26 protein-coding genes and 2 pseudogenes are annotated in these 25,587 nt (G+C 58.0%); 16 read left to right on the top strand and 12 right to left on the bottom strand.

Going from position 1 to position 25,587, the window contains the following annotated elements:
• Positions 1-13 precede the first annotated feature (13 nt).
• A complete protein-coding gene (locus ACK83U_RS28185; RefSeq protein ID WP_112606109.1) occupies positions 14-1,240 on the bottom strand; it encodes an HlyD family secretion protein in 1,227 nt (408 codons plus the stop codon).
• A gap of 138 nt (positions 1,241-1,378) precedes the next feature.
• Between ACK83U_RS28185 and ACK83U_RS28180 the strand changes: the two genes are divergently transcribed.
• From ACK83U_RS28180 to ACK83U_RS28170, 3 genes are all read left to right on the top strand, one after another.
• Positions 1,379-2,281 carry a LysR family transcriptional regulator gene (locus ACK83U_RS28180; RefSeq protein WP_112606112.1) on the top strand — a complete coding sequence of 301 codons (903 nt, stop codon included), beginning with the start codon at positions 1,379-1,381 and terminating at the stop codon, positions 2,279-2,281.
• Between the two features lie 67 nt (positions 2,282-2,348).
• Entirely contained in the window at positions 2,349-2,615 is a 267-nt protein-coding gene (locus ACK83U_RS28175; RefSeq protein ID WP_162708031.1) for a type II toxin-antitoxin system Phd/YefM family antitoxin, read from the top strand.
• Positions 2,612-3,055: a PIN domain-containing protein gene (locus ACK83U_RS28170; RefSeq protein WP_112606115.1), complete on the top strand. Its 444-nt coding sequence runs from the start codon at positions 2,612-2,614 to the stop codon at positions 3,053-3,055. Before ACK83U_RS28175 ends, ACK83U_RS28170 begins: the two co-directional genes overlap by 4 nt.
• Before the next feature lie 46 nt (positions 3,056-3,101).
• Here the strand turns inward: ACK83U_RS28170 and ACK83U_RS28165 are convergent, their stop codons facing one another.
• The 5 genes from ACK83U_RS28165 to ACK83U_RS28145 form a co-directional block, all read right to left on the bottom strand.
• Complete coding sequence (locus ACK83U_RS28165) at positions 3,102-3,869, bottom strand: SDR family NAD(P)-dependent oxidoreductase (RefSeq protein WP_112606118.1); 768 nt, start codon at positions 3,867-3,869, stop codon at positions 3,102-3,104.
• A 157-nt stretch (positions 3,870-4,026) separates the two neighbouring features.
• Positions 4,027-4,788 carry an ABC transporter ATP-binding protein gene (locus ACK83U_RS28160; RefSeq protein ID WP_112606121.1) on the bottom strand — a complete coding sequence of 254 codons (762 nt, stop codon included), beginning with the start codon at positions 4,786-4,788 and terminating at the stop codon, positions 4,027-4,029.
• Complete coding sequence (locus ACK83U_RS28155) at positions 4,785-5,837, bottom strand: FecCD family ABC transporter permease (RefSeq protein ID WP_412475039.1); 1,053 nt, start codon at positions 5,835-5,837, stop codon at positions 4,785-4,787. Before ACK83U_RS28155 ends, ACK83U_RS28160 begins: the two co-directional genes overlap by 4 nt.
• A 2-nt stretch (positions 5,838-5,839) precedes the next feature.
• Complete coding sequence (locus tag ACK83U_RS28150; protein ID WP_112606197.1) at positions 5,840-6,868, bottom strand: ABC transporter substrate-binding protein; 1,029 nt, start codon at positions 6,866-6,868, stop codon at positions 5,840-5,842.
• A gap of 393 nt (positions 6,869-7,261) precedes the next feature.
• Complete coding sequence (locus ACK83U_RS28145) at positions 7,262-9,037, bottom strand: tetratricopeptide repeat protein (protein WP_412474954.1); 1,776 nt, start codon at positions 9,035-9,037, stop codon at positions 7,262-7,264.
• Between ACK83U_RS28145 and ACK83U_RS28140 the strand changes: the two genes are divergently transcribed.
• The 4 genes from ACK83U_RS28140 (at position 9,023) to ACK83U_RS28125 (ending at position 14,581) form a co-directional block, all read left to right on the top strand.
• Positions 9,023-9,271 carry a hypothetical protein gene (locus ACK83U_RS28140; protein WP_162708032.1) on the top strand — a complete coding sequence of 83 codons (249 nt, stop codon included), beginning with the start codon at positions 9,023-9,025 and terminating at the stop codon, positions 9,269-9,271. The genes ACK83U_RS28145 and ACK83U_RS28140 overlap by 15 nt on opposite strands.
• 127 nt (positions 9,272-9,398) lie before the next feature.
• Positions 9,399-9,872 (top strand): VOC family protein, encoded by a 474-nt coding sequence (locus ACK83U_RS28135; protein WP_112606124.1) that lies wholly within the window; start codon positions 9,399-9,401, stop codon positions 9,870-9,872.
• Between the two features lie 491 nt (positions 9,873-10,363).
• Positions 10,364-11,497 carry an efflux RND transporter periplasmic adaptor subunit gene (locus ACK83U_RS28130; RefSeq protein ID WP_112413102.1) on the top strand — a complete coding sequence of 378 codons (1,134 nt, stop codon included), beginning with the start codon at positions 10,364-10,366 and terminating at the stop codon, positions 11,495-11,497.
• Between the two features lie 9 nt (positions 11,498-11,506).
• Positions 11,507-14,581 carry an efflux RND transporter permease subunit gene (locus tag ACK83U_RS28125; protein WP_112606127.1) on the top strand — a complete coding sequence of 1,025 codons (3,075 nt, stop codon included), beginning with the start codon at positions 11,507-11,509 and terminating at the stop codon, positions 14,579-14,581.
• Positions 14,582-14,903: 322 nt separating this feature from the next.
• Here ACK83U_RS28125 and ACK83U_RS28120 read toward each other — a convergent pair whose 3' ends face one another.
• Positions 14,904-15,488, bottom strand: a complete 585-nt coding sequence (locus tag ACK83U_RS28120) for a tyrosine phosphatase family protein (protein WP_183716084.1) — start codon at positions 15,486-15,488, stop codon at positions 14,904-14,906.
• A 221-nt stretch (positions 15,489-15,709) separates the two neighbouring features.
• Between ACK83U_RS28120 and ACK83U_RS28115 the strand changes: the two genes are divergently transcribed.
• Positions 15,710-17,008 carry an NRAMP family divalent metal transporter gene (locus ACK83U_RS28115; protein WP_246712251.1) on the top strand — a complete coding sequence of 433 codons (1,299 nt, stop codon included), beginning with the start codon at positions 15,710-15,712 and terminating at the stop codon, positions 17,006-17,008.
• Positions 17,009-17,130: 122 nt separating this feature from the next.
• On the opposite strand, the gene ACK83U_RS28110 is transcribed toward ACK83U_RS28115, so the two are convergent.
• Positions 17,131-17,334, bottom strand: a complete 204-nt coding sequence (locus ACK83U_RS28110; RefSeq protein ID WP_015343887.1) for a cold-shock protein — start codon at positions 17,332-17,334, stop codon at positions 17,131-17,133.
• A 328-nt stretch (positions 17,335-17,662) separates the two neighbouring features.
• Here ACK83U_RS28110 and ACK83U_RS28105 point away from each other — a divergent pair, with 328 nt between their 5' ends.
• On the top strand, positions 17,663-17,932 hold the full coding sequence (locus ACK83U_RS28105; RefSeq protein WP_112606136.1) for a hypothetical protein: 270 nt from the start codon (positions 17,663-17,665) through the stop codon (positions 17,930-17,932).
• Positions 17,933-17,942: 10 nt separating this feature from the next.
• On the opposite strand, the gene ACK83U_RS28100 is transcribed toward ACK83U_RS28105, so the two are convergent.
• The 3 genes from ACK83U_RS28100 to ACK83U_RS28090 all read right to left on the bottom strand — a co-directional run bounded on the left by ACK83U_RS28100 (position 17,943) and on the right by ACK83U_RS28090 (position 19,623).
• Positions 17,943-18,908, bottom strand: coding sequence for a DUF72 domain-containing protein (locus ACK83U_RS28100; protein ID WP_112606140.1), 966 nt, complete (start codon positions 18,906-18,908; stop codon positions 17,943-17,945).
• A 68-nt stretch (positions 18,909-18,976) separates the two neighbouring features.
• Positions 18,977-19,186: a hypothetical protein gene (locus ACK83U_RS28095; RefSeq protein WP_112339117.1), complete on the bottom strand. Its 210-nt coding sequence runs from the start codon at positions 19,184-19,186 to the stop codon at positions 18,977-18,979.
• Between the two features lie 110 nt (positions 19,187-19,296).
• Positions 19,297-19,623 carry an oxidoreductase gene (locus ACK83U_RS28090; RefSeq protein ID WP_183716088.1) on the bottom strand — a complete coding sequence of 109 codons (327 nt, stop codon included), beginning with the start codon at positions 19,621-19,623 and terminating at the stop codon, positions 19,297-19,299.
• A gap of 168 nt (positions 19,624-19,791) precedes the next feature.
• Between ACK83U_RS28090 and ACK83U_RS28085 the strand changes: the two are divergent.
• The 4 genes and pseudogenes from ACK83U_RS28085 (at position 19,792) to ACK83U_RS28070 (ending at position 21,548) form a co-directional block, all read left to right on the top strand.
• A pseudogene (locus ACK83U_RS28085) lies at positions 19,792-20,186 on the top strand (hypothetical protein).
• Between the two features lie 321 nt (positions 20,187-20,507).
• Entirely contained in the window at positions 20,508-21,011 is a 504-nt protein-coding gene (locus ACK83U_RS28080) for a sigma-70 family RNA polymerase sigma factor (RefSeq protein WP_112339119.1), read from the top strand.
• Positions 21,012-21,186: 175 nt separating this feature from the next.
• Positions 21,187-21,348 carry a hypothetical protein gene (locus tag ACK83U_RS28075; protein WP_183876405.1) on the top strand — a complete coding sequence of 54 codons (162 nt, stop codon included), beginning with the start codon at positions 21,187-21,189 and terminating at the stop codon, positions 21,346-21,348.
• A gap of 2 nt (positions 21,349-21,350) precedes the next feature.
• Positions 21,351-21,548, top strand: coding sequence for a hypothetical protein (locus ACK83U_RS28070; RefSeq protein ID WP_112606143.1), 198 nt, complete (start codon positions 21,351-21,353; stop codon positions 21,546-21,548).
• 32 nt (positions 21,549-21,580) lie between these two features.
• Here ACK83U_RS28070 and ACK83U_RS28065 read toward each other — a convergent pair whose 3' ends face one another.
• Positions 21,581-21,934 carry a hypothetical protein gene (locus tag ACK83U_RS28065; RefSeq protein WP_112606146.1) on the bottom strand — a complete coding sequence of 118 codons (354 nt, stop codon included), beginning with the start codon at positions 21,932-21,934 and terminating at the stop codon, positions 21,581-21,583.
• Between the two features lie 144 nt (positions 21,935-22,078).
• Between ACK83U_RS28065 and ACK83U_RS28060 the strand changes: the two genes are divergently transcribed.
• From ACK83U_RS28060 to ACK83U_RS28050, 3 genes and pseudogenes are all read left to right on the top strand, one after another.
• Positions 22,079-22,723 carry a UdgX family uracil-DNA binding protein gene (locus tag ACK83U_RS28060; protein WP_112606149.1) on the top strand — a complete coding sequence of 215 codons (645 nt, stop codon included), beginning with the start codon at positions 22,079-22,081 and terminating at the stop codon, positions 22,721-22,723.
• A 65-nt stretch (positions 22,724-22,788) separates the two neighbouring features.
• Positions 22,789-23,933 (top strand): annotated as a pseudogene (locus ACK83U_RS28055) (biotin/lipoyl-binding protein).
• 1 nt (position 23,934) lies between these two features.
• Positions 23,935-25,542: a DHA2 family efflux MFS transporter permease subunit gene (locus ACK83U_RS28050; RefSeq protein WP_112606155.1), complete on the top strand. Its 1,608-nt coding sequence runs from the start codon at positions 23,935-23,937 to the stop codon at positions 25,540-25,542.
• Positions 25,543-25,587: the final 45 nt, after the last annotated feature.

Below are 25,587 nucleotides of genomic sequence, written 5' to 3'. Positions count from 1 at the left end.
AGATCGGGAGGGATCATCCAGCCTGGCTGGATGATCCCTGTGCGCCGGCTGTCGATGTCTGGGCAGCCTTGGTATCGATTTCCGGCTCCACCGACATGCCCGAGCGCAGCAATCCGGCGAGATTATCGTCGTCGATGACGATCTTAACCGGTATGCGCTGGACGATCTTGGTGAAGTTGCCGGTGGCGTTGTCAGGCGGCAGCAGCGAGAATTCGAGCCCGCTTGCCGGCGAGAGGCTGTCGACATGGCCCTTGATGGTGACGTCAGGGAAGCTGTCGACCTTGATTTCGACGGACTGGCCGGGGCGCACATAGGTCAGCTGCGTTTCCTTGAAATTCGCAACGACATAGACCGAATGCAGCGGCACCACCGCCATCAGCTGCGTGCCTGCCGTCACATATTGTCCCACGCGGATCGAGCGGGCACCGATCGTGCCGTCGACGGCTGCGACGATGTTGGTATAGGAAAGATTGAGCTCGGCTTGCTGGACGGCCGCAGCGGCGCGATCGCGCTGGGCTGCTGCCTGGTCTCGCTGGGTCTGCAGCACGGGAACTTTGGTTTGAGCCGCGACGAGCGCGGCCTGGTCGCGCTCGACAGCCGCCGCTGCCTGCCTTCTGGCCGATTCCGTCTCTTCAGCGCGCGACTGTGTGCCAACGCCGTTGGTAATCAAACGAGCCGAACGGGCGGCATCCGATACAGCATAATCCAAAGAGGCTTGCGATGCGTCGACCGTTGCCTTGGCTTGCCCGATCAGCGATTGCTGCAGCCGGATCTGCGCATCGATATTAGCGATCGCTGCATCTCCAGCCTTTAAATCGGCTTTTGCTTGGGAAAGCGCGGCCTGGAAGTCGCGGTCATCGATGCGGGCAAGCAGCTGGCCGGTCTTGACATGGTCATTGTCGTTGACAAGCACCTCCTTGATGTAGCCGGCGACCTTTGGGGCAATCGTGGTGTAATCGGCCTTCACATAGGCATCGTCGGTGGATTCGATGAAGCGTCCGACCGTCCAGTAGCGATAGCCGAAATCCGCTGCGACCGCGACGCCGGCCAGCAGCGCGGCGATCAACAAGCCACGCTTGATGAGCTTCCTATCTGCCTTGGGGCTGGCGTCAGCAACAGGCGCTTCGGCAACTCTTCCTTGCGGAACGTCGGCGGCGGGAGATTTCGCAACCTCGTTGACTGGAGCAGCATCGGCCTGGCTTGCGTTCTTGAACGCCTCGTTGCGCGGTAGTTCGACCATCGTCCGTTTCCTTCAGTACGCTACCCCTTTTGTTCGGGGTCATTTTTGATGCCATGAAGATGCGTCCGAACGATCCTTCTGATAATCTCCTCAAATCGGGAAGGATCATCAAGTCACAGTGGATAATCCGAGGACAATATGGATCGGTTGACCAGCCTCGCAGTCTTTGGCCGGGTGGTGGAATGTGGTGGTTTTTCCGCCGCCGCCCGCCGCCTCAACATGTCGGTCACCATGGTAGGCAACCATGTGCAGTCATTGGAAGATCACCTCGGTGTGCGGCTTCTGAACCGCACGACGCGCCGGGTCAGCCTGACGGAAACCGGCAAATATTATTATGAGCGATCCTCGCAGATCATTGCCGATCTCGAGGAGGCCGACCGGACGGCGGGCGCGCTTAGCACCATGCCGCGCGGCACGCTGAAGCTCTATACCAGCGGCGCCATCGTCCGGTTCCTGCTCCCCGTCGTCAATGAGTTCATGACGCTATATCCGGCGATCTCGCTCGATTTCAACGTCGGCGAACGGTCGATCGACATGATTGAGGAGGGCTACGATCTGATGATCCGAACCTTGCCGGCGCCGGACTCGACGCTCGTCGCGCGCAAGCTCGCGCCCTGGCGCCATATGCTCGTCTGCTCGCCCGAATATCGTGAAACGCATCCCATGCCGAAAGTGCCGGCCGACCTCGCGGAGCATAATTGCCTGCAATATACCTATTATCCCTACGGCGACGAATGGCGTTTCGACGATGCTGACGGGAAGCAAGTGAGGGTCAAGATCTCAGGCAATGTCGTCTCGAACAATGCCGAGACGCTGCGCTTTCTTTTGGCAAGCGGACAGGGCATTTTTCTGGCCCCGAGCTTCATCGTCTTCGAAGAGGTCGCCGCCGGCCGTCTCGTGCGTGTCATGCCCGACTACCGCGCCGTGGAATTCACCATCAGCGCGATCTATCCCAACCGCAGTCATCTGCCGACGAAAGTGCGTTTGTTCATCGACCTTTTGGCAGAGCGTTTCGTTGAGCACCGCAAGTGGATGACCTGAACGCGCCTTGATTTTGCACGAACGCGTTTCTAAAAGAGGTCATAAGTGACCCTTTTAGGAGCCTGCCATGACAATGATCAGCTTAAAGGATGCCAAGGCGTCGTTTTCCCATATCATCGATCAGGCTGCGGCCGGTGAGTTTGTAACAATTACCCGTCATGGGCGTGCCGCAGCCGTCGTTGTCAGCGTGAAGGCAGCCGAAGAGGCAAAAAAAGCGATCCGGAAGGGCCGACCGAGCCTGGTTCAATACCTGAAGACCTTTCCGGCTGATTTCGATCCCACCGAGGATGTTTTCTCCAGAAATCCCGCTCCATCTCGCGAGGTCGATTTGTGAGCTTTCTTCTCGACACCAACGCCATCTCCATGTTCGCTCCGTCCAAAGCCAGCGCATCGAATACTTTTGCCGAATGGGTGGATGAACAGGATCGGCAGGATGCAGTCTACCTTTCAGTCCTGACGATCCACGAGATCGAAAAGGGGGTGCGGTTGTTGGAAGCAAAAGGCGCCAAAGCAAAGGCTGCGGGAATTCATACCTGGCTGCAAGGATTGATTGCCGGCTATGGTGATCACATCCTGCCCGTCGACAAGGACATCGCTCTTGAATCCGGGAGGCTCGAGGCGAAAGCAGTCATCGCGGGACATACTCCTCGCACGGCGGATGCGATCATCGCGGGAACGGCAAGCACTCACAAGCTGACCGTGATCACCGCCAATCTCAAACACTTCCTGCCCTTCGGCGTAGCCGTCAAGTCACCGGATCAGGTGGGGCGCTGACGCCGTCTCGACAGAATGTTTGGTGGCTTTACCACTGCGTCGGTGATCAGATGGCGGTAAAGCCGTTGTCGACGAAGAGATGGATGCCGTTGACGAAGTTGGACTCGTCGGAGGCAAGATAGAGGGCGGCCCGCGCTACATCCTCGGGTTCGCCGATCCGCCCTTGCTGGGCCGCGATTGCCGCATCCGAGACATCGACGCCAAGGGCCTGCAACTCCGCCACTTCGCGCAGCCCATGCGGCGTGCGGATGAAGCCGGGGCATACGGCATTGCAGCGGATATTGCGATCGCGGAACTCGACTGCGATGGCGCGGGCAAACATGTGCACCGCTCCCTTCGTCGTGTCATAGAGAACTTCCATCGGGGTTGCGGCAACAGCCGAGATCGACGAGGTGCAGACGATGGAACCGCCGCCGGCTGCGATCATGCCCGGCAGTACGGCCTTGGTCATCAGGAACATCGAGCGGACGTTGACGCCATGAAGCCATTCCCATTCCTCAAGCGTCGTTTCGAGGAACGGCTTGATGACGATGGTGCCGGCATGATTGAAGAGCACCGTTACCGCACCAAAGCGGTCTTCGATGCTTTTGACCGCCGCATTGACGGCCGCCTCATTCGAAACATCGGCAACCCAGTGGTCGGCAACGCCGCCGGCGTCTCGGATTTCGCGCACGGTCGCAGCCGCTGCGTCGCCGTTTCTGTCGATGATCGCCACCTTGGCGCCTTCCGCCGCAAACAGGCGCGACGCTGCGCCGCCCATGCCGGTGGCGCCGCCCGAAATGATGGCAATCTTGCCCTTGAGCCTATCCGTCACGCATTTCCCCCATCCGCCGCACGCGCAAAATCGATGCCGATGCGACCCTTTGCCGATGCCAATCAAAACTCTCGGAGATGCCGAGTGTCATTGCGAAAGATGCGCTCGGTTGCAGTTCGAGGCAAGGATGATCAGGGGACAGATTCCGAATTTCCCCTCAGCGCAGATAGTGAATGTGCGGCCGGGCGTGGTGAGGAGAGGTCTCGATCCTTGCCTCAACGGCAAAGACATTTCTCAGCAAATCTTCCGTCAGCACGTCTTCCGGGGCTCCGGAGGCCACGACCCCGCCTTGCTGCATGATGATCAGCTGATCACAGAACATCGCGGCATGGTTGAGATCGTGGAGAGCGATGATGCTGGTTACGGGCAGGCCGGCAACCAAGCGCATCAGACCGATTTGATGCTGGATGTCGAGATGGTTGGTCGGCTCATCGAGGATCAGTTCCTTCGGCGACTGTGCCAAAGCCCGCGCAATGTGAGTGCGCTGCTTTTCGCCGCCCGACAGGCTCTGCCATCGGTCCTCGCGTTTCTCCTTCATGCCGGCGCGCTCGAGAGCGTCTTCCACGGCCTCGTCATCTGCCGATGTCCAGCCTGAGAACATCGAGCGATGCGGAAACCGGCCGAGCTTTACGACATCGATGACCCTGAGATTGGCATTGGTTGCGCTGTGCTGCTCGACGAAGGCGACACGCCTTGCGATGGAGCGGCGGGACATCTGCTGCAGATCCTTCTCTTGCAGGGTGATGCGGCCGGAGTTCGGCCGTTTCAGCCCCGCAAGCAGACGCAGAAGCGAGGTCTTGCCGGAGCCATTCGGCCCGAGGAGACCAAGCATCTTGCCTGCAGGCGCCTCGAAAGAGACGCCGTTGAGAACGGTCTTCGCGCCGATTTTCCAGGTGATATTGTCGGCCTTTATGCTCATGATGCCCGCTGGAGCCGGTAGAGAATGACGGAGAAGAAGGGAACGCCGACCAGCGCCGTGACCACGCCGATCGGCAGAACCTGCTGCGGAATAAGGATGCGGGAGGCAATATCGGCGAGAACCATGAAGATGGCGCCGGTAATTGCACAGGCAGGCAGCAACCGGATGTGAAGCGGTCCGACGACGAAGCGCGCCGCATGCGGGACGACCAGACCGACGAAGCCGATCGTGCCGACCATGCTGACGATGGTTGCCGTGATGACCGCGGTCAGCGCAAACAGAATGATACGGGTGCGGCCGACATTTACGCCGAGCGAGGCGGCCGCCTCGTCGCCAAAAGCGAAAGCGTCAAGCAGACGCGAATAGAACAGGCAGACGATCAGACCCAATCCGACGACAATCGACACCAGTGCAAATTCCGGCCAGCGCACACCACTGAAGCTTCCAAGCAGCCAGAACATAACGTCGCGCGCCTGCTGGGCATTGCCGGAGGTGGTGACGACGTAGGATGTCGCTGCATTGAATAGCTGCGACGTGGCAACTCCCGCCAAAATCGTTCTGTCCGGGCCACCGCGTGCTCCGTTCGAAAGCACGGCGACGAGGATAAAGGCCGCAAAAGCACCGGCGAAGGCACCGGCGGAGAGCGAAACGGCGCCAGCTCCGATCCCGAGAATAACGACAGCAACCGCGCCGGTGGAGGCGCCAGCGGAGATGCCGAGCACGTAAGGCTCGGCCAAGGGATTGCGCAGCATGGACTGCATGATCGCGCCGCAAAGCGCGAGACCCGCGCCGCAGAATATGGCAACCAAAGCGCGGCTCAGCCGATATTCCCAGATGACGGTTTCATGGATGCGGTTGAGCTCGACCGAGGTCCAGCCAAACTTGTTCGTGATGGCGAAATAGGTGGTGGAAAGCGGGATGGGCATATCGCCGATCCCCACACTGATGCCGACCACCAGCGCGATCGCTGCAAGGCACGCCAGAAAAAGTCCGGCAGGGGCGGCGACCCGCGGCAAAAGGCGACCGGACTTACTGGTTTCCGCCACGATGCTCACCTGAGGCCGAGTACCTTCAACTGCTCAGCCACCTGTTCGGCGCCGAAGATTGTCTGCACGCTCGGATTCATCGCCTGTGCGGGCATGATCACCATGGCCTTGTTCTTCACCGCCGTCATCTGGCTGGTCGCCGGATCGGTCGTCAGGAACTTGATCTTTGCCTGGACTTTGTCGAGTTCCCAGCGATTGCGGTCGACCTGCGTGACCACGATGACGTCGGGATTGCTAGCGATGATGCTTTCCCAACCGAGCTGCGGCGATTCCGCATCGGTTTTGATGGCGTTGGTTCCGCCGAGAACGTCGGCGATATAGCCCGACGGGCTGTTTTTTCCGCCGACATAGGCATCTGCAGATGGGGATGGGCTGGAGAACCAGAAGACATAGGAGAGCTTCTTGCCATCCTTCGGCGCATTGACGCGCAGTGCCTCTTCCCGCTTTTTCAGATCCGTGATCAGAGCCTGGCCCTTGTCGCGGACGTCGAAAATCTGCGAGAGCTCGTCGATTTCCTGGTAGAGCGTGCTCATGTTCCAGATCTGGCTACGGGCGGCATAGCCGTATTTGTCCTGAGAGGCTCCCTGGGCTGGGCACATACTGGGGGAAACATAGGTCGGAATATTGAGCTTTTCGAAGTCCTCGCGCTTTGCCACTTTGCTGCTTGGTCCCATAAGGGTCGGCAGGGCGGCTGTAACGAAATCAGGATTTTCCGAGAGGATCGATTCAAAGGTCGGGAACTCGACCGTCAGCAGCTTGACCTTGGAATTGGCTTCCGCAAGCTGCGGCAGAACCTTGTTGGGCCAGAAAGCGGTGCCGACCATTTTGTTTTCGAGGCCGAGCAGGAGAAGAATTTCGGCGCTATTCTGGCCGAGCCCGATCGCGCGCTCCGGAGCCTTTTGAAACGTGACCTTGACGCCGCAATTATCGATGGTCAACGGATAGCTGGTCGAAGCGGCAAAGGCTGTTGACGCGGCAAAGCCAAGGGTCGCACAAAGAGCTGAAACGGCCAAAACTGATTTCAATATGGTCACGAAAATATCCTGATGACTGTTGTCGACGAGATCGAACGAAGGCGCGTGCGCGATATAGCCGTGTAACCGGGTCAAAACAAGAGAAAAAAAGTCATATTATTTATACGACGCCGTTTGTAAACTTTGCCGGCATGCATTCTCGAGAGAAGACGTAATTCTCATCGGTCTCGCCGGCTGGATTTCGAGGCTACAACAGGAAACCAGTCGCTGCCCAGCCGAAATGGTATTGATGAGGGTGGCTTTCGCAGCTTCAGCCGTTCAACGATTTTTGGCCGGAAGCGCTGCGTTGTTGTTCGCTCTTGCTCTGTGAGGTCAAAGGGCGCGCTATGGCCAGCCAGGTGCATGCGCGCTAGCAAGAATAACTCAGGACCACCGAAAGAAGAAAAGACGCGACTATTCCTGCTTTTCTAGCCTTTTCAGGGATTCTTGAGCAGTTGCGAGTCCCTGGTCGGACGCCTTACGGAACCATTTGATTGCCTCGTCCCGATCCCGCGCAACTCCATGGCCCATTGCATACATGTTGCCGAGATTGCCTTGGGCCACATCCAGGCCCTTGTCGGCGGCTTTTTTATACCAGGCGATCGCTCGACCGTAATCCTGGGGAACGCCCAGACCTTGGTCGTATAAGAGACCGAGGGCGTACTGGGCCATGGCAAAGTCCTGATCGGCGGCACGGCGATACCAAATCAACGCTTGCGCATAGTCTTGGGGAACGCCTTGGCCGCTTTCGTAGCTGTATCCCAGATTATACTGAGCAACAGCGAGCCCCTGCTCAGCCGCTTTACGGCCCCAAATCACAGCTTGCGCATAATCTTGCGGAACGCCTTGGCCGACGGCATAGAGATCACTAAGGCTGCTTTGCGCTTCCGCCCAACCTTGCTCCGCTGCCTTTCGGATATAGGTGACAGCGAGGGCGGAATCTCGATCGACACCTAAACCGAACTGATAAAGCCCGGCGAGCTTATATTGCGCGACCGCCGCCCCTTGATCGGCGAGCGGCTTCCAGTAGCTCAGCGCGGCGGCGTAGTTGCCGCTATCATAGGCGGCCTGTCCTTCCTCGATCGCCGATCTGTCGAAAAGCTGCGACTTGGCTGTCGCGGAATTGGTACCGGGCTCTGGCTGCAGAGCAACAGCGGATGCAGACATGGCCTGGCTGTTCCAGTTCGACAGCTCGGGCAGACTCGCCGGCAGGTCCTCGCGCCAGACATGGCTCATTGCGGTAATCTTTATGCCGCCGCTTTCCGTAGCAACTGTTTCCAGCGCTTCAAGCGTCGAGCCGTCGCGCAGGGATACGATGAATGTCATCGTCGCGTTTTTGCTGACAATTTTGGCGGCCGCCAATTGCTCGCCAGTAAGCTGCTTGGCCTTTTCGCCAAAGCTTGCGATCACTCCCTCGACGGCTGATGCCTGCGATTGTTGGAACGCCACTTTGTCATAGGCTTTTTTGAGGCTGAAAGTGGCTGTTTGATTGGCCAAATCCGCGGCTTCGAGCTTCCATTCTATGGTGGCAGGAACAGGCATGCCCCGCGAATATTCCATCGTCGCCACCGTTCCCGTTTGGCCGACATCGTATGTCGCGGCGTCCTCCTGCTGTATGGTGGCGAGCAGCTCCGCTTCCGGTGCGAGATTATGAATAACCAGCAGCGGATTGCTTTTTATACCGTCAATAATATTTGTGAGGCTGCTTTGCGGTGCGACGACAAGGCCGTCTGGTCCAACTGCGGCCGCATTCTGTATGTTACGGAGGATCGCGTCGAATCCGACTAGTCTATTTGGAAAGCCGTTCAACCCCGCTTCATATTCCAGTTGACGGATACCATAGACCGACAATGAATTTCCGTAGAGGGCGTTCATTGCGTAGGAATCGGCGGCGCCTTCGGCACCTTGCGGCAGATCCGCGCTGAGGGACCAGCGAACCTGCATACTATTTGCATTTCGCGAGACGACCGTCATACGCTGACGGAAATCTCCACGTATGATCGCGGCCGGCTTATCGAACCATAAGGACATGTCGGTGGAGGTGGTCTTGCGAGAGCGATAGACGTATTCGACGCCCGTTTTGGGAGCGTATCCTGGAATCGTCACGCTATCGGCAGCGCGAGCAGTCTCCATGCAAATCAAAAGGCATGGTGAGAGGAGAAAAAGCAGGCTCTTTTGCAAGCTGTCCATTTTTTATTGTTCCCACTCTTCAACCATATTGGCGCGAACCGAAATATCCAAAAAGTAGTTGCGGCCAGAATGCCGGAACAACCGCTTTTCGATTTCCTGCGCGTTTCCGACCCGGAGATCGATCATGAATTGATCAACGGCGACGGCCCCGTTCCCCATCATTTACTCAAGGTTGCGGCATCTGCCAATATGGCGTCATTACAACCGCGCCGCACGCAAATTATTTCAGTCTGAGAAGGGTGCCGAGGTTACGACAGGAAAACGGTCATTGCCCAGCCGAAATGGCATCGATGAGGGTGGCGCAATCCGATCTCGCGCCTATTTCAACAATCGGGAAATGGAGAGCAGGAGGATGAGAACAATGGCAAAGAACACGATTTGCCTGTGGTACGACAAGGACGCAGAGGCCGCCGCCAATTTTTATGTCGAGACTTTTCCAGATAGCGCCATGGGTGCCGTCATTCGCGCGCCGGGAAACTATCCGGAGGGCAAGCAAGGCGATGTGCTGGTCGTCGAGTTCACGGTTGCGGGTGTTTCCTGCGTCGGCTTGAATGGAGGTCCGATGTTCAAACACAACGAAGCCTTTTCATTTCAGATCTACACCGAAGATCAGGAAGAGACGGATCGCTATTGGAACGCCATTGTCGGCAATGGCGGCCAGGAAAGCGAATGCGGCTGGTGCAAGGACAGATGGGGCGTATCCTGGCAGATCACGCCGCGTGTTCTGATGGAGGCGCTGCGCGAGGGCGGCGATCAGGCAAAGCGGGCTTTCGACGCGATGATGACCATGAGGAAGATCGATGTGGCCGCGATCGAAGCGGCACGCCGAGGCTGACGCGCGAAGCCCTTCCTCAATACTTGGATCGTCGATGCCGCGGCAGTTTGTGAAGTCGGCGGCGTCGACGTCATGATTGCTTTTATTCAAGACTCCATTAAATATGGTTTCAGGAATATGCAGCCGGCTGTTGTAGATCGGATATCGGCAACCTATCCTTGATCGAGTGAAGCGGCGGCCGTTGGCGTTTGACTGGTGAGGTTTGCAGAGGATGGCCGCACGAAACGCCGCCAGCTGGAATCATTGTAAGGTCAGTGTCGTCTTCAGCGGGCGAAATCCGCGTGACAGGCGCAGCAGCCAAGGAACTTGGCTGATCGAACCTGTCAGCCTTGATAAAGGCTACTTTCCATACAGAGATTGGCCGCGGGCTACCATATGCTTGCGATTGTCTCGGCGCCGGCGGGTTTTTGATAGAATTGCCGTGAAATCCCGTTGCGCCGACACCAATAGAATTTCTCCCGACCTGTTTCCGAAGAGTAGAGCTGACACTCATGATAAAACGCATGATCATCATGCTGATCGTCATAGGCCTGATCCTTGGCGGGATCTTCGGCTTCCAGGCATTCAAGAATCGCATGATTGCGGCCTACCTGGCTAATCTCAAGGCGCCACCGCAGACCGTCTCGACAATCACCGCGGCAGCGAGCCCATGGCAGACGACGCTGCAATCGATCGGCAGCTTCAATGCCGTCGAAGGCGCCAATCTTTCGGCGCAGGTCCAGGGCATCGTCCAGAAGATCGGCTTCGAAGACGGCCAGGACGTCAAGAAGGGCGATCTCATCGTGCAGCTGCTTGCCGATCAGCAGATCGCGACGCTTGAACAATACAAGGCGACGATGGCCAATGCGCAGATCGCCTATGATCGCGATTCCAAGCTGATCAAGGCGAATACCATCGCGCAAAGCCAGGTCGACAGTGATCTGGCGACATGGAAGGCGGCGCAGGCGCAGGTCGCGTCACAGCAGGCGTTGATCGATCAATATTCGATCCGCGCTCCCTTCGATGGCCATCTCGGCATCAGGCTGGTCAGCCTCGGTCAGTATCTCTCGGCTGGGACCGCAGTCGTCACCTTGCAGTCGCTCGATCCGATCCAGTTCGATTTTTCCATGCCGCAGCAGGCTCTGTCACAGCTGAAGGTCGGCCAAGCGGTAACGGCGACGGTCGATGCCTATGGGAACCAGACTTTCGACGGCAAGATCACGGCGATCAGCCCGCTCGTCGATACGCAGAGCCGCAACATCACCATCCGGGCAACCTTCCCCAATGCCGATCGCAAGCTGCTGCCGGGCATGTTCGGCAACATAACGGTGGTAGTCGGGGAGCCGAAGGAATACATCTCCCTGCCGCAGACCGCCGTCACCATCAATCCTTATGGCAACGTTGTCTACGTGGTGACCGACAAGGGCAACGGGGCAGATGGAAAGCCGCAGCTTGTCGCCAATCAGAAGTTCGTCAGCACCGGGCAGGCGCGGGGTGATCAGATCTCCGTGACCAAGGGCTTGAATGCGGGCGAAGTGGTGGTCACGTCAGGCCAGCTGAAACTCAACAACGGCTCGCCTGTCATCATCAACAACGAAGTCCAGCCGTCGAACGATCCAAATGCGAACCCGGCGAACCCCAACTGAGGTGTGGCGATGAATATCACCGATATCTTCATCAAGCGCCCCGTTCTCGCCCTCGTGGTCAGCGCGTTGATTATCGTGATCGGCTACCAGTCGTTCCGTTCGCTCACCGTGCGCCAGTATCCGCAGACCCAGAACGCTGTCGTTACGGTGACGACCACCTATCCCGGCGCGGCGCCCGACGTCATTGCCGGCTTCATCACGACGCCGCTCGAAAACGCCATCGCGCAGGCCAACGGCATCGATTACATGACCTCGACGAGCACCAGCGGCACATCGACCATCACCGTCAACCTGCGGCTCAACTACAGCGCCGATGCGGCGATGACCGAAATCAACGCCAAGGTATCTTCCGTTCTCAATCAACTGCCCACGGGGACGCAGCAGCCGATCATGACGGTTTCCATCGGCCAGTCGATCGACGCCATGTATATTGGCTTCCGAAGCGACGTTCTGGCCAGCAACCAGATCACCGACTATCTGACGCGCGTGGTCCAGCCCAAATTGCAGGCGGTCAACGGCGTTCAGACGGCCGAAATCCTCGGCGCGCGAACGTTCGCCTTGAGAGCCTGGCTGCAGCCGGACAAGCTTGCCGCCTATGGCCTGTCGGCCGGCGATGTCTGGACCGCGCTCAGCGCCAACAATTATATCTCCGGCATCGGCACCACGCGCGGCCAGATGACGCAAACGGTGCTGACAGCGAAGACCGACCTGCATTCGACGGATGAATTCAGGGAAATGGTGGTCAAGCAGATCGGCAGCACGATCGTGCGGCTGAAGGATGTCGCGACCGTTGCGCTCGGATCTCAAAATCCCGACGTCCAGATCGGCTTCGATGGGCAGGACGGCGTGTTCATGGGCATTCAGATCGCCCCAACCGCCAACCTGCTCGACGTGATCGCCGGCGTGCGTGCGGTGTTTCCGGGTATTGAGCAGCAATTGCCGCAGGGGCTCGAAGGCTACATCGTCTATGATTCCAGCACCTTCGTCACGACCTCCATCGATGAGGTCGTAAAGAGCCTGGTCGAGGCTCTCGTGATCGTCATTTTCGTGGTCTTCGCCTTCCTCGGCTCACCTCGATCGGTCGCCATTCCCGTCGTCGCCATTCCCCTGTCGCTGGTCGGCACGTTCGCGATGATGTTGATCTTCGGCTTCTCGATCAATCTTCTGACGCTGCTCGCCCTGGTTCTGGCGATCGGCCTCGTCGTCGATGATGCCATCATCGTGGTGGAGAACGTCAATCGTCACATAGAAGAGGGATCGACACCCATGAGGGCGGCGCTGGATGCGGCGCACGAACTGGTCGGACCGATCCTGGCCATGACGGTGGTGCTGATCGCGGTCTACGTGCCGATCGGTTTCCAGGGAGGGCTCACGGGCGCACTGTTTACGGAATTCGCTTTCACCCTGGTCGGCGCCGTGACCGTGTCCATGATCATTGCGCTCACGCTGACGCCAATGATGTGCTCGCGCATCCTCAAGCCGCACCTGACCGATCGCAGCGGCTGGGAAGAGCGTATTTCCGACTTCATCGACCGCCGCTTTTCGGAAATCCATCGACCCTATGTGCGCATGCTGCACGGCAGCTTGAACACCGTGCCGGTGACATTGTTGTTCGCCGCCATCGTTCTGGGCAGCATCTATTTCCTCTATTCCAGTGCCAAGAACGAACTGGCCCCTAACGAGGATCAGGGCTTCCTCGGCGCGCAGGTAACCAACGCTCCCAACGCGACGCTTCAACAGAAATTGCTCAATTCCGACCAGGTCACCAAGATCTTCAAGAGCTTCCCGGAGACCGACAAGACCCTGCAGGTCGAGGCGCCAGGTACTTCATTCGAGGGTATGGTGCTGAAGCCATGGGATCAACGCACGAGAACGGCGGATCAGCTGCAGCCACTGGTACAGGGCGACATGGCAAAAATTGCCGGCGGCCAGGCGGTGGTCTTCCAGATACCGCCGCTGCCTGGCGCCAGCGGTCTGCCCGTGCAATTCGCCATCGGTAGCACCAGCGGTTTCGAACAGCTCAACGAGGTCTCCACTGCCTTCCTGCAGGAAGCGCAGAAATCCGGCGAGTTCATCTTCCTAACGAAGGATCTCTACGTCGATAATCCGCAATATTCGATCCAGATCGACCGCAGCAAGGCCTCGGCCCTCGGCCTGTCCATGAACAATGTCGGCTCGGCGCTCGCTTCCATGCTGGGCGGCGGCTATGTCAACTATTTCAGTATCGACAACCGTTCCTATCAGGTCATTCCGCAGGTCGAGCAACGGTCACGGCAGACCATCGATCAGATCATGAACTATCCGATCGCAAATGTGAACGGCAACAAGATCCCGCTTTCGGCGATCGCGACCGCGAAACTTCAGGCCACACCGCGCTCGGTTGCGCACTTCCAGCAATTGAACTCGGCCACGATCTCCGGCGTGCCGGCGCCCGGTGTTGCCGTCGGCGATGCGCTCAATACGCTGAAGTCGATTGCGGCGCGGACATTGCCGCAAGGCTACTCGGTCGACTACGGCGGGCAGTCGCGCCAATATGTGCAAGAATCGAGCGGCATGGCGACGACGTTCGCGCTCGCCCTGATCATCGTGTTCCTGGCGCTTTCGGCGCAGTTCAACAGCTTCCGAGACCCGTTCATCATCCTCGTGTCCGTGCCGATGTCGATCGCAGGCGCGCTCGCCTTCATCAGCCTCGGCATCGGCGGCGCCTCGATGAACATCTATACGCAGGTCGGTTTGGTGACGCTGATGGGGCTGATCAGCAAGCACGGCATTCTGATCGTCGAGGTGGCAAACACGTTGCAGGCCGAAGGAAAAACCAAGCGCGAAGCCATCGAAGGCGCTTGCGCCATCCGCTTGCGGCCGATCCTGATGACGACAGGCGCCATGGTTCTCGGTGTCGCGCCGCTGATCCTGGCGACCGGAGCAGGCGCTGTCGCCCGCTTCAACATGGGCCTTGTGATTGCCACCGGTCTTGCCATCGGAACGCTGTTCACGCTCTTCGTCGTGCCTGCGGTCTATATGCTGCTCGCGGCTGACCATCATAAGAAGGATGCGCCCGAGGCAGAGCCGGCTCCTGCACATTGAGCGTGCCGGCCGCCGAGACGGCCGTTGCAATGATCCGGCCAATCCCGCCTGGTCAAGCGGCTCCAGTTGTCAAAGGTTTCGAGCTTAGAGCATTTCCGCTTTTCTTCGAATCGCGAAAACGCTCTATCTCCTTGTTTTTACGCAGTTCCGGACGCAAAGCCGCTTCGCACTTTTGCTGGAACTGCTCTAGGCCTACGACAAATCGGTCGCGGCATAGATTGTCACCAAAGTGATATTGATTCCCGTTAGGGAACCGTCACGGCTAAGGAGGAAAGGCGCTGCGTCGTGCAGACCGGCCCTCTTCAGGCCGGAGGCACACTCTTTACGCCGGGATTGCCATATCGAGTTCCGCCTGGCGTCCGAGGCGGGTCATCCATTCGACAAAGTCGGGCCTTCCCTTGATCTGCCGGCCATAGTGGCGGGCAAGTGCCGCCTTCAAGTCGCCGTTCCTGCCGAGTTGCTCGTCGGCGAAGCCGATCATTTGAGAGTTCGGCCAGGCCTGCGGGCGGATGGCAATCAGGCGAGCAAAGAGGCTCTCCCCCGATTCTTCGGGGTTTGATTGCGCCATCAATGAGAGCATGGCTGCGGTCGAGCGCGATACGCCCATATGGCAATGCACCAGCAGATGGCTCGGCGCCTGAGGGTCTTGCCGAGCCTGAAACTCGGAGCCGAATTTCAGGATCGCTTCGACATGTTCCGGCTGCGGCATCACGCGACCCGGCGCTGACGCTATGATGTCGTGAAAACGCAACGTCGTGCGATGGTGCTCGGCATAGGAGTGGAAGACATCGAGCTCGGGATATTCCGGATCGAGGAGGGAAAGCACGTGGGTGACGTTTCGCACGCGCTGATCGGGCAGCTCCTCAATGCCGCAAACCGTGAGTTCGGGAGAAAGAAGCACGCTCATTGTCATATCCCTTTAATCAGCTGGCGATTCCGCCGCGCTCGATACGATAAGTGTCGTCGCTCTGAAGTGAAAGCGTTTTTACTCCTTGCCAGGCACGCCCTAAGCTTGGGTGGGTTCCATTCCGGCAATCTGCTTCTCGGGAACAAAACGCCTGCAAGTGCGGTTCACTCGCACCGGACGGCACGATGATGCGCTGTGCCGGTTTCTGCTGGGAGGCAGTCATGAGCGACTATCAGATGGATGACAAAAGTGAGGTCGTCGAGCCGTCAAAGCCGAGAATTTTTGAAATCCTGGGGCCGGGCCTGGTCACCGGCGCCTCGGACGACGACCCGAGCGGGATCGCGACCTATTCGCAGGCCGGAGCGCAATTCGGGTATATCGCGAGTTGGACTCTGCTCCTGACCTATCCGCTAATGGCTGCCGTGCAGATGATCAGCGCGCGCATCGGCCGGACTACGGGACGAGGTTTGGCGGGCAGCATGGCGAAGTGTTATCCCAGATGGGTGGGGATAAGCATAACCTTTCCGCTCCTGATCGCCAATGTCATCAATCTCGGCGCCGATCTCGGTGCGATGGGAGATGCCGCACATTTGCTGCTGAGCGGCAATTCGCTGATTTACGTCGCTGCCTTCGGCATCGTTTGCATTCTTCTGCAGGTCCTTCTCAAATACAAGCGTTACGTTGCAGTCCTGAAATGGCTGAGCCTGGCACTTTTATCCTACATCGCGACCCTGTTCGTGGTGCATATCGATTGGTCGGCTTTCACCCGCGGACTGCTGCTGCCGACCTTCAAGACCGATCCGAACTACTGGTCCATGATCGTCGCAATTTTCGGAACGACGATCAGCCCCTATCTGTTTTTCTGGCAGGCGTCCCAGGAGGCCGAAGATCTGAAGGAGAAGCCGCGGCAGGAACCGCTTGTGAAACACCCTCAGGAAGCGAAAAGGGCGGACACTCGCATCACGTTGGACACCCTCATCGGCATGGCCGCATCCAACATCGTCGCGCTCGCGATCATCACGACCACAGCAGCCACGCTTAACAAGGCCGGTGCGACAAACATCGAGAGTTCCGTCGATGCAGCGAAGGCGATTGAGCCGCTAGCCGGACAATTTGCCAAGATCATTTTTGCCACAGGGATTATCGGAACAGGCCTTCTGGCTGTTCCAGTTCTCGCAGGGTCGGCTGCATATGCTGTCGGGGAGGCGGCGCGGTGGAAGGTCGGGCTGTCGCGCGAGCCGAGCGAGGCGAAGGCTTTCTATACGACGGTGGGCTTGGCGACGGTGGTGGGCATGCTGTTGAACTTTACGCCCATCCCGCCGATGAAGGCCCTGTTCTGGAGTGCCGTCATCAACGGTGTCGTCGCGATTCCAGTCATGGTGATTCTGATGCTGATCGCCACCAATCGCGACGTCATGAAACAGTTCGTCATCCGGGGCGGGTTGAAAGCGCTTGGCTGGATCGCCTGCGCTATCATGTTCGTCGCCGTGATTGGCATGGCCGTGACCGCATTTATGTAGGAACGATCGGACGACGCAAATGGCCGTTTCGGCTGACGATGGTTCAGGCGAAACGTCGGCAGGCGCCCCATAGTGGCCGAGTGCACTACCCGAAATGTCGGGTAGTGACATATTTATAATCGTCAGAGCGGTCTGACGTTTTCCGCCTTTGTCTTGCCTGTCTTCCGGTCCTGACCGAGATCGTAGGAAACGGACTGTCCCTCCCGAAGCACGTTGCCGTATTGCAGGGCGGAGACATGAACGAAAACGTCAGGTCCTCCACTTTCCGGCGTAATGAAGCCGAAACCCTTGTCTGTATTGAAAAACTTAACCGTGCCAGTTGGCATGATATCCCCATATCTTTGCGTTTGATTGCGGCGGCAACCTAGCGGGCAACCGCTGTCAGATCAAGCATATCTGCTGCGGCTACCTAAAAATGCCTATGATCAGACCACCGAACGCGCCTCACGCTGAATTGCGCTGACGATTTCTTTGCGCCCAATTGCCCGCTTGGCCGCCTCGGCCCGCGCAGCTTATGCCCATGGGGAACCAAAGCGGAGGAGGACAGTTTGGATTGTCACCGATCGGCCGGACACTTGCCGGACAAAATGCATGGTTCTCTTGTAACGGCAAGGCGTGCCCCGCCTAAGAGACTCCGAGGTCAGGAGGTGTAAGATGGAAATCTATCATCGATATCGCGAGAACGCGGTGGTGCAGGGTTCTATTGTCGTCAAGTTCTACCATTCTGGCGATCAGATCCGCGGATTCCTGCGCAGGGTCACGCCGCCCGGCGAGGATGACATCATCTTTCCGGGCGAGGAGATGGAGCCCGATGACGCTTTTCGGGCAGCCCGCAACAAAATGTCCGGCGAAATCATGAGGCCGATTTACGTCGAATTGTCGGAAGGCGTGAATTGGAACCCGGCATGGGGTCAGCTCGAATGAGCTGAGTTGATTACGCTGACCGATGTTGCGGTCGGGACTTTGGGATTTCCCGCCGATGCCGCCGCACGTGCTTCGTAGGGGCTACAGTCTCCTTCTGCGGGGTTAGTCCAAGGCACTCGTTCAGTCGCTGTGCGTCGGCCGGCGCACGTACCTTCACATCATTGTCGAAATAGACATAGACGTCGCGGCCACGCTGTGGTTGTTTCAGCGGTTCCAGGACGCGGTTGGCCTTGGTCGGCTCGCGCCCGTGCGCCCAATCGTCGATCCGTACTGCCCAGACCTTCAGAGCCTCGTCATCATATCCGCTGACATATAGCTCCTCCGAGCCATGCAGGCGGCAATAGACGAAGTCTGCGGTGACATCCATGAGCAAAGGCCATTCGACTGTATCTGCGCAGACGAGCCCGATCTTATGCTTCCGTAAGAGTTCGATAAAGTCTGGGTTCACGAAGCTCTCGTTGCGGATTTCGAAGGCATGGCGGAGCGGTCTTTTTTCTTCCGTCCGCAACCAATCGCGGCCGTTCACCCGGTCGTCGTGCCGCCTGGCGAGATGAGCAGCTTCATCGGCATCTTTCGGCAGCATCTCTATAAAAGAGGAAAATAAGACCGGATCAAAGCGCAGTCGCGGAGGAAATTGCCAGAGGATCGGGCCGAGTTTTTTTCCCAGGCGCAGCACGCCGGACGCCATGAAGTTGGCAAGCGGCACCTCGACATCCCGGAGCCTGCGCAGATGGGTTATGTAGCGGGATCCCTTGACTGCGAAGACGAAATCATCCGGTGTCGCGTCCCGCCACCTGGCAAAAGTCTCGGGAGTTTGAAGGCCATAGAAAGTGCCGTTGATTTCGATGGATGGAAATTGCGAGGACGCGTAAGCGAGCTCCCCTTTTTGCGGCACGTTCTTCGGATAGAAAACACCGCGCCAGGGAGCGTAAGTCCAACCTGAAATACCGATACGGATGGTTCCAGTTCTTTTCATGTTATCTATTGTGCTTGCATCGGATTGCGTTCATGCGGGACGTTGCCGATGTCCAACGTCCTGTCGTCTCAAGTGACGTTGATGGAAGGCAGGAATGACATGACTTCGCTTCGTCGCTTAGGCGGCAGACTCTCGATTTCCCTTTTCCAGAAGGCTTCCGCTTCGAGGGGATCGGCCTCCCAACTATTGGTCGACAGGATGTTATCGTCCATCACCAGCAGTCTTTTGCCCCCAAGCCTTAAATATTCTTCGGCAAGCTCTTGAGCACTGTTCATCATGATTCTGCTCCTCGAATGATCCGCCTGTTGCGGGCAATCCACATTATGGATGCCGGCAACGAGGGGAGTTCGTGAAATTCAGATGGCATTGTCGCATCCATCAGCTGATGTCACTGCGGGCAATTGCTGCGTGATGTGCTGTCACTCGACTGGCCGCTACTTTGGGTATCCGCACCTTGCGCAGTATTCTTGCCGGTCTTCATGGCATTGCAATCCTGCGATTGACCATTGGAATTTGGGGTGCCATTGGTTCCCGTCGTATTGTTGCCGGTACCTACATTTCCACTGGTGGCAGCTCCGTTCTGCGAGTTGGTGCCAGCGCCGTTACCGCTACCTGAGCCACCTGTTCCGGTTCCTCCAGAACCAGATTGCTGCGCCATGACTGCCGTAGCCATGCCGATCGAAAGGGCACATACCGCAATCATTCTTGTCAACATTGGTATTTCCTCCTTTGGCTTTGCTGCCTTCAAACTCGGAACCCGCGCCGTTGTTTCCGGATTTTTGGATTTTTCGTCCGTTGGGAGTGGATCGGGTCTACCTGCTCGAATGTCGGGAACAAGCCGTTCGTATGAAAGTTGGGGTTCTTTTTTACCAGAGGCCCCCTCATGTCTTCCTTTAAAGATCGCCCTGTCATCAGCGACTTCCAGCAGCCCGGCAAGGCTCCAAGCGGTGATCCGCTTTTGGGCACGATCGATAGCGAGCTTGCCGACGAGGGCTTCCTTCGTCACCAGCACGGACGAACTCGCCACCTGGGCTCGCGGTGGCACCCTGATGTGGATGACATTCGGACTTGCCTGCTGCGCCATCGAGATGATGCAGATGTCGATGCCGCGCTATGATGTCGAACGCATCGGTGCGGCACCGAGAGGCAGCCCGAGGCAATCGGATCATTCCGATCGATATCTATGTGCCCGGGTGTCCTCCCACTGCGGAAGCGCTGCTCTGCGGCGTTCTGCTTCTTCAGCGCAAGATTCGGCGCAACGGGACGATCGAGCGATAGCCGGAATAGAGCGATTTCGCTTCCTTCCTATCGTCCTGATTCGATAGACTGCAATTATTTGGATTCTCTTGGAACAAGCTCCGGATGCAACCGTTCCCTTGAAAGATGCCAGGAGCATCCCGAGTAGGAAACGCTCCGAAGCATCCTGATATGCATCACCGCGCATAGCGAGCAGCAAATCTGCACAACTCGTCAAGTCGTTTTGTTCTAACGACTCCTGGGTGTGCTGACGCGCGTCGCGCCTCGGCAGCAGCCGAGTCCCGGCATTGCGATCCAATGCCGCCGGATACCGCTATGCGCTGCTTCCCAAGGAGAAGGCTTGTGAGCGATATGTACCGAACGGCCGGTCTGCAAGATGAAATCGTTGAGCTTATTCCAGCTCTTCGCGCCTTTGCGCGTAGCTTTCACAGAAATGCCAACGACGCCGATGATCTGGTCCAGGAAACCTTGACGAAAGCGCTGGCCAATCTCGACCAATTCGATCGTGGCACCAGGCTGAAATCCTGGTTGTTCACGATCATGCGCAATACCTTCTGCACCAAATTCCGTATCAACAGGCGCGAAGCTCCCGGCGCCGACAAATGCGTTTCCGGCGAGGGAGTGGCGCAGCCATCACAGGAATGGACCGTTCGCGCGAAAGAGCTCGAGGAGGCATGCAATCTGTTGCCGGAGCACTATCGCTCGGTGCTTCAATACGTTGTCATCGAAGGGCGGTCCTACGATGCTGCCGCGGAAAGATTCGGTTGTGCGATCGGCACGGTGAAAAGCCGGATCAACCGTGCCCGCCAGCAATTGGCGGCGCGCCTCGGCGAAGAGGCTCATTGACGATCTTATCATTCCCCGATCTTGCCTCAACACGGAGGTTCCGGACCCCATGCGGAGACCTCTGCAAAGCCGCTTTATATCGGAGGATTTGAGGAGCAAATGCCAATATCCGGTGTTCGATCCAACGGGAGGCGGGCATCCAGAAGAACGAGAGGCAGGAGATGGGGAGGATTGGATGTACGATGTCATTGATGTGGAATTCACGACGCTTTGGACCAAGCCAGTCCGTCTTGCAGCCAGTGATCGAGACGATCAGATGATCCGGGCGCCAGAGGCATCAAGAGCTACTTTCGTGACCGCCTGCCTCGATGCACGCCTTGTGTTGGAGCAGGTATAGCCATGAAAACCGGAAGCGACGATAGGAACTCCGAAGACGAGGCGTATGAGCTCGGCAGAAGGGCCTTTGCCAAAGGGGCGTGCAGCGACAACAATCCGTTTGCACAGGGCGATCAACGGCGCGATGAATGGGCGCATGGCTTCACGGATGCGCAGAAGATTCGCAGTGATCAGCATAAGCCGGGCCACCCGCCAAACTGATTGCATGTGATTGCCAAGAGCGGAGACCCGCCTCAGCGCCCGCTTTCCCGTTCGTTGATCTCGATCTGGCCTTTCTCCGCTAGGATGGGCAGGGCGATCTTGTGCTGTGCCTCGTCCACCTCCTGGACCGTGACCAGCGTTCCTCCCTGTTCCAGCGCCGCCGCATAGGCTGTGCGCTGTTCTTCATGAAAGAAGATGCCCGTCAACGCGTCGAGAAAGCCCATATGATCGATTGGCGTTGTATCGGGCCGATTACCGGGCGTCATCGTGATCGCGTCTTTCGGAATGCCGGCATCTACCAGTTCCTGGGCCGCAGCTTCCGCATCATATTCATCAGCGAAGAATGCACTGAGTGCGAAGGGGCCTGGTTTGCTTTGACCGCTCATGAGGATTTCTCCTTTTGGATGTTCCTATCGATCTAACGAATGCCGGTTGCGCGGGTTCCCTGCAGCGGCAAACTCACACGAATGGAACAAACAGAAGAGCGATTAGTTGATCGTTGAAGAATCTGGAACCATTGCGAGCCCCCAATGCTCGAGAGATTTGCTTCGGCCGGCGCAGGCCCATCGTTAGCGTATGAACATGCAGACGCAGAGACACTCGACGAGCTGCGTGACGATGCGCAATCATGCCAACGCTGCGACCTTTATCGCAACGCCACTCATCTTGTATTCGGCGAAGGGCCTCGCACCGCTGAAATCGTCCTCGTCGGCGAGCAACCCGGCGACAAGGAGGATCAGGCTGCTCGGCCTTTCGTGGGGCCTGCGGGCCGGCTGTTGGATCAATGCCTTGATGAAGCAGGGGTGGATCGCGATCGTTGCTATGTCACCAACGCCGTCAAGCATTTCAAATATCAGATGCGCGGCAAGAAGCGTCTGCACGCTCGGCCGAATGCCGGAGAGATACAACGTTGCGCCTGGTGGTTAGGCGCGGAACTCGAGCTGCTCCAGCCAAAACTGGTCGTCGCCCTCGGCGCAACCGCCGTATCCTCCCTGCTGGGGACAAAGGTGAAGGTCATGCGTGATCGCGGACATATCCTGCATTCCGCCACGAAGCTCAATGTTCTCGTGACCATCCATCCCTCGGCGTTGTTGCGGATCAGGGAGGCTGACGAGAGAGAAAGAAACCGGGCCGCCTTCATCCAGGATTTGAAAAAGGTCACGCGCTTTCTATAGGGCTGACCACCTCTTCATTGAACCGCCGAAGTCAGATTGAGCAGGACAAAAGCAAAGGTCATGTCATGGCTGACAATCAATCCACAACCATGGAAACCAGGCCCGACCGGCCGACACAGCAGGTTTCAGATGAAATCGAACGTCAGAGGGAGGCCCGGCAGGAAGCAAAGCGGCCTTCCTTCCTTCGCCGTCATCCCTTCTGGATCCTGTTCGCGGCCGTAGCTCTGGTGGTTCTCATTGCCGCCGGATGGTTCGCCTGGAAGGTGTATTTCTATCCCTACGAGACGACGGACGATGCCTTCGTCGGCGCTCGTAATTTCTCCGTTGCCGCCAAGGTCTCCGGCTACGTTTCCGACGTGCCGGTGACCGACAACCAGCATGTTAAGGCCGGCGATGTCATCCTGCGGATCGAGCCGCGGGATTACCAGATCGCGCTTGACCAGGCAAACGCGCAGATAGAGGCCGCTAAGGCTTCTGTCGAGAGCGCGAGTGCACAGATCGAGGCGGCTGCCGCCTCCGTCGATGTGGCAAAGGCGCAGCTGAATTCGGCCAAGGCGGCTCTGCAATATGCGCAGCAGGAGGCCAATCGCCAGCAGCAGCTGGTGAAATCCGGATCGGGCAGCGTGCAGGCGGTGCAGCAGGCGGCGTCCACCTTGCAGCAGATCAGGCAAACCTTGCCCAGATGCAGGCAAACGTGACTTCCGCCTTGAAGAACAAGGCCGTGGCCGAAGCGCAGAAATCGAGCGCGCTCGCAAGCCTCAAGCAGGCGCAAGCGCAGGCCGAAGAAGCCCAGCAAAATCTCAGCTATACGACGATAACCGCTGCGCAGCCCGGCCGCGTCGTCCGTCTCACCGGCGCAAAGGGCCAGTTCATCGATGCCGGCCAGGCGATCGCGACCTTCGTCCCGGATGAAATCTGGATCACTGCGAATTTCAAGGAAACGCAGCTGACCGACATGCGTCCGGATCAGCCGGTGGATGTGACGATCGACGCCTATCCGGATCATACGCTGCATGGCAAGGTGGCCTCCGTCCAGCCAGGCTCCGGCACCGCCTTTTCACTCCTGCCGGCGGAAAACGCGACTGGCAACTATGTGAAGGTCACGCAGCGCGTACCGGTGAAGATCGTCGTTGACCAATGGCCCGCCGATCTCCCCATCGGCCCCGGCATGTCCGTCGTGCCGACGGTCACGGTCCGGCCGAGGAACTGAGATGAGCGGCACAGCAACGGCAAATGGAGGCGCGGCCTCATCCGAGCGTGCCACGAACCCTTGGCTCATTGCCATCGTCGTGTCGCTCGCGACCTTCATGGAGGTGCTGGATACTACGATCGCCAACGTGGCGTTGCGCTACATTTCCGGCGGCCTTGCCGTCAGTTCCGATGAAGCCTCGTGGGTGGTGACGACGTATCTCGTCTCGAATGCCATCGTGCTCGTTGCCAGCAGCTACTTTGCGGAACGGTTCGGCCGACGGCGTTTTTATCTTTTGTGCCTCGCAACGTTCACCATCGCTTCCATCCTGTGCGGGTTGTCCTGGAACCTCGAGACGTTGCTGATCTTTCGGATGATCCAGGGCTTTGCCGGCGGCGGCATGGTGCCGACCTCGCAGGCGATCCTGGCGGATGCCTTCCCGCCGGCAAAGCGCGGGCAGGCTTTTGCGCTTTTCGGCGTCGCCGTGGTCGTCGCGCCGGTTATCGGCCCGACCCTGGGCGGCTATCTCTCGGATAATCTTTCCTGGCATTGGTGTTTTCTCATCAACGGTCCCGTCGGCGTCTTCGCCTTCATCCTCGTTTATGGCCTGCTCAAGGAAACGCCGAAGACGAAGCAGATGCGTGAGGAGTTTCGGCGCAAGGGCGTGCGCTTCGACATTGTCGGTTTTCTGCTGGTTGCAACATTTCTCGGTTCGCTGGAGCTTACGCTCGATCGAGGGCAAACTGATGATTGGTTCGGTTCCAACTTCATCATCCTGACGGCGACGATCTGCCTGCTATCGTTTCTTCTTGCCATTCCATGGGTTCTGACGAAGGCCAATCCGATCATCGATGGCTGGCTGCTCGGCACACGGCAATTCGGCTCCTGCTTCATCGTCATGATGGCGGTCGGCGCGATCCTGATCGCAACGACGCAGTTCATTCCCGAAGTCGTGCAGCAGAACTACGGATATACCGCAACATGGGCGGGGCTGGCCTTGTCACCGGGCGGACTTGTCACCATGGTCATGATGTTCGTGGCCGGACGCGTCAATTCCATAATACAACCGAAATATCTGATCGCCATCGGCGCGGCGATTATTGCGGTATCCATGTGGCAATTGACCAGGCTTTATCCGGGATTGAACTTCAGTTTCTTTGTCTGGTCGCGCCTCTATATAGGACTTGGCCTACCGCTGATCTTCATTCCGATCACCTCGGCTTCCTATTTCGGTCTGAGACCGGAGCAGACCAATCAGGCATCCGCCATGATCAATGCCGCCCGAAATATTGGCGGTTCGATCGGCGTCTGCATTGCGTCGAACGTGCTTGCTCATCGCGAGCAGTGGCACCAGAGCCGGCTCGTTGAGCACATCACGCCATCTTCACCCGCCTATCACGACGCGCTGCAAACCATGACACGCTATTTTGCCGAGAAGGGAGCGACCATGGCGGATGCGAAGGCGCAGGCGACCGCCTGGGTCGGCCAGCAGGTGCAGACCCAGGCGAGCTTCCTGGCCTATATCGATGTATTCCATGTGTTGATGCTGATCGTGCTCTGCGCCATTCCACTCGCCTTGATTCTCAGCAATGTCGATCTCAAGGAGGGCGGCGGCGGTGGCATGCATTGAGTCTCGGCCGCAATAGCGTCATGCCAGGGAACCAGGAAATGCCGG

This window comes from Rhizobium sp. WW22 (genome assembly GCF_047041135.1).
In the GTDB taxonomy this organism is placed as follows: domain Bacteria; phylum Pseudomonadota; class Alphaproteobacteria; order Rhizobiales; family Rhizobiaceae; genus Rhizobium.
Note: the sequence above shows the minus strand (reverse complement) of the source record. Positions and strands in the feature narration are given on the sequence as shown.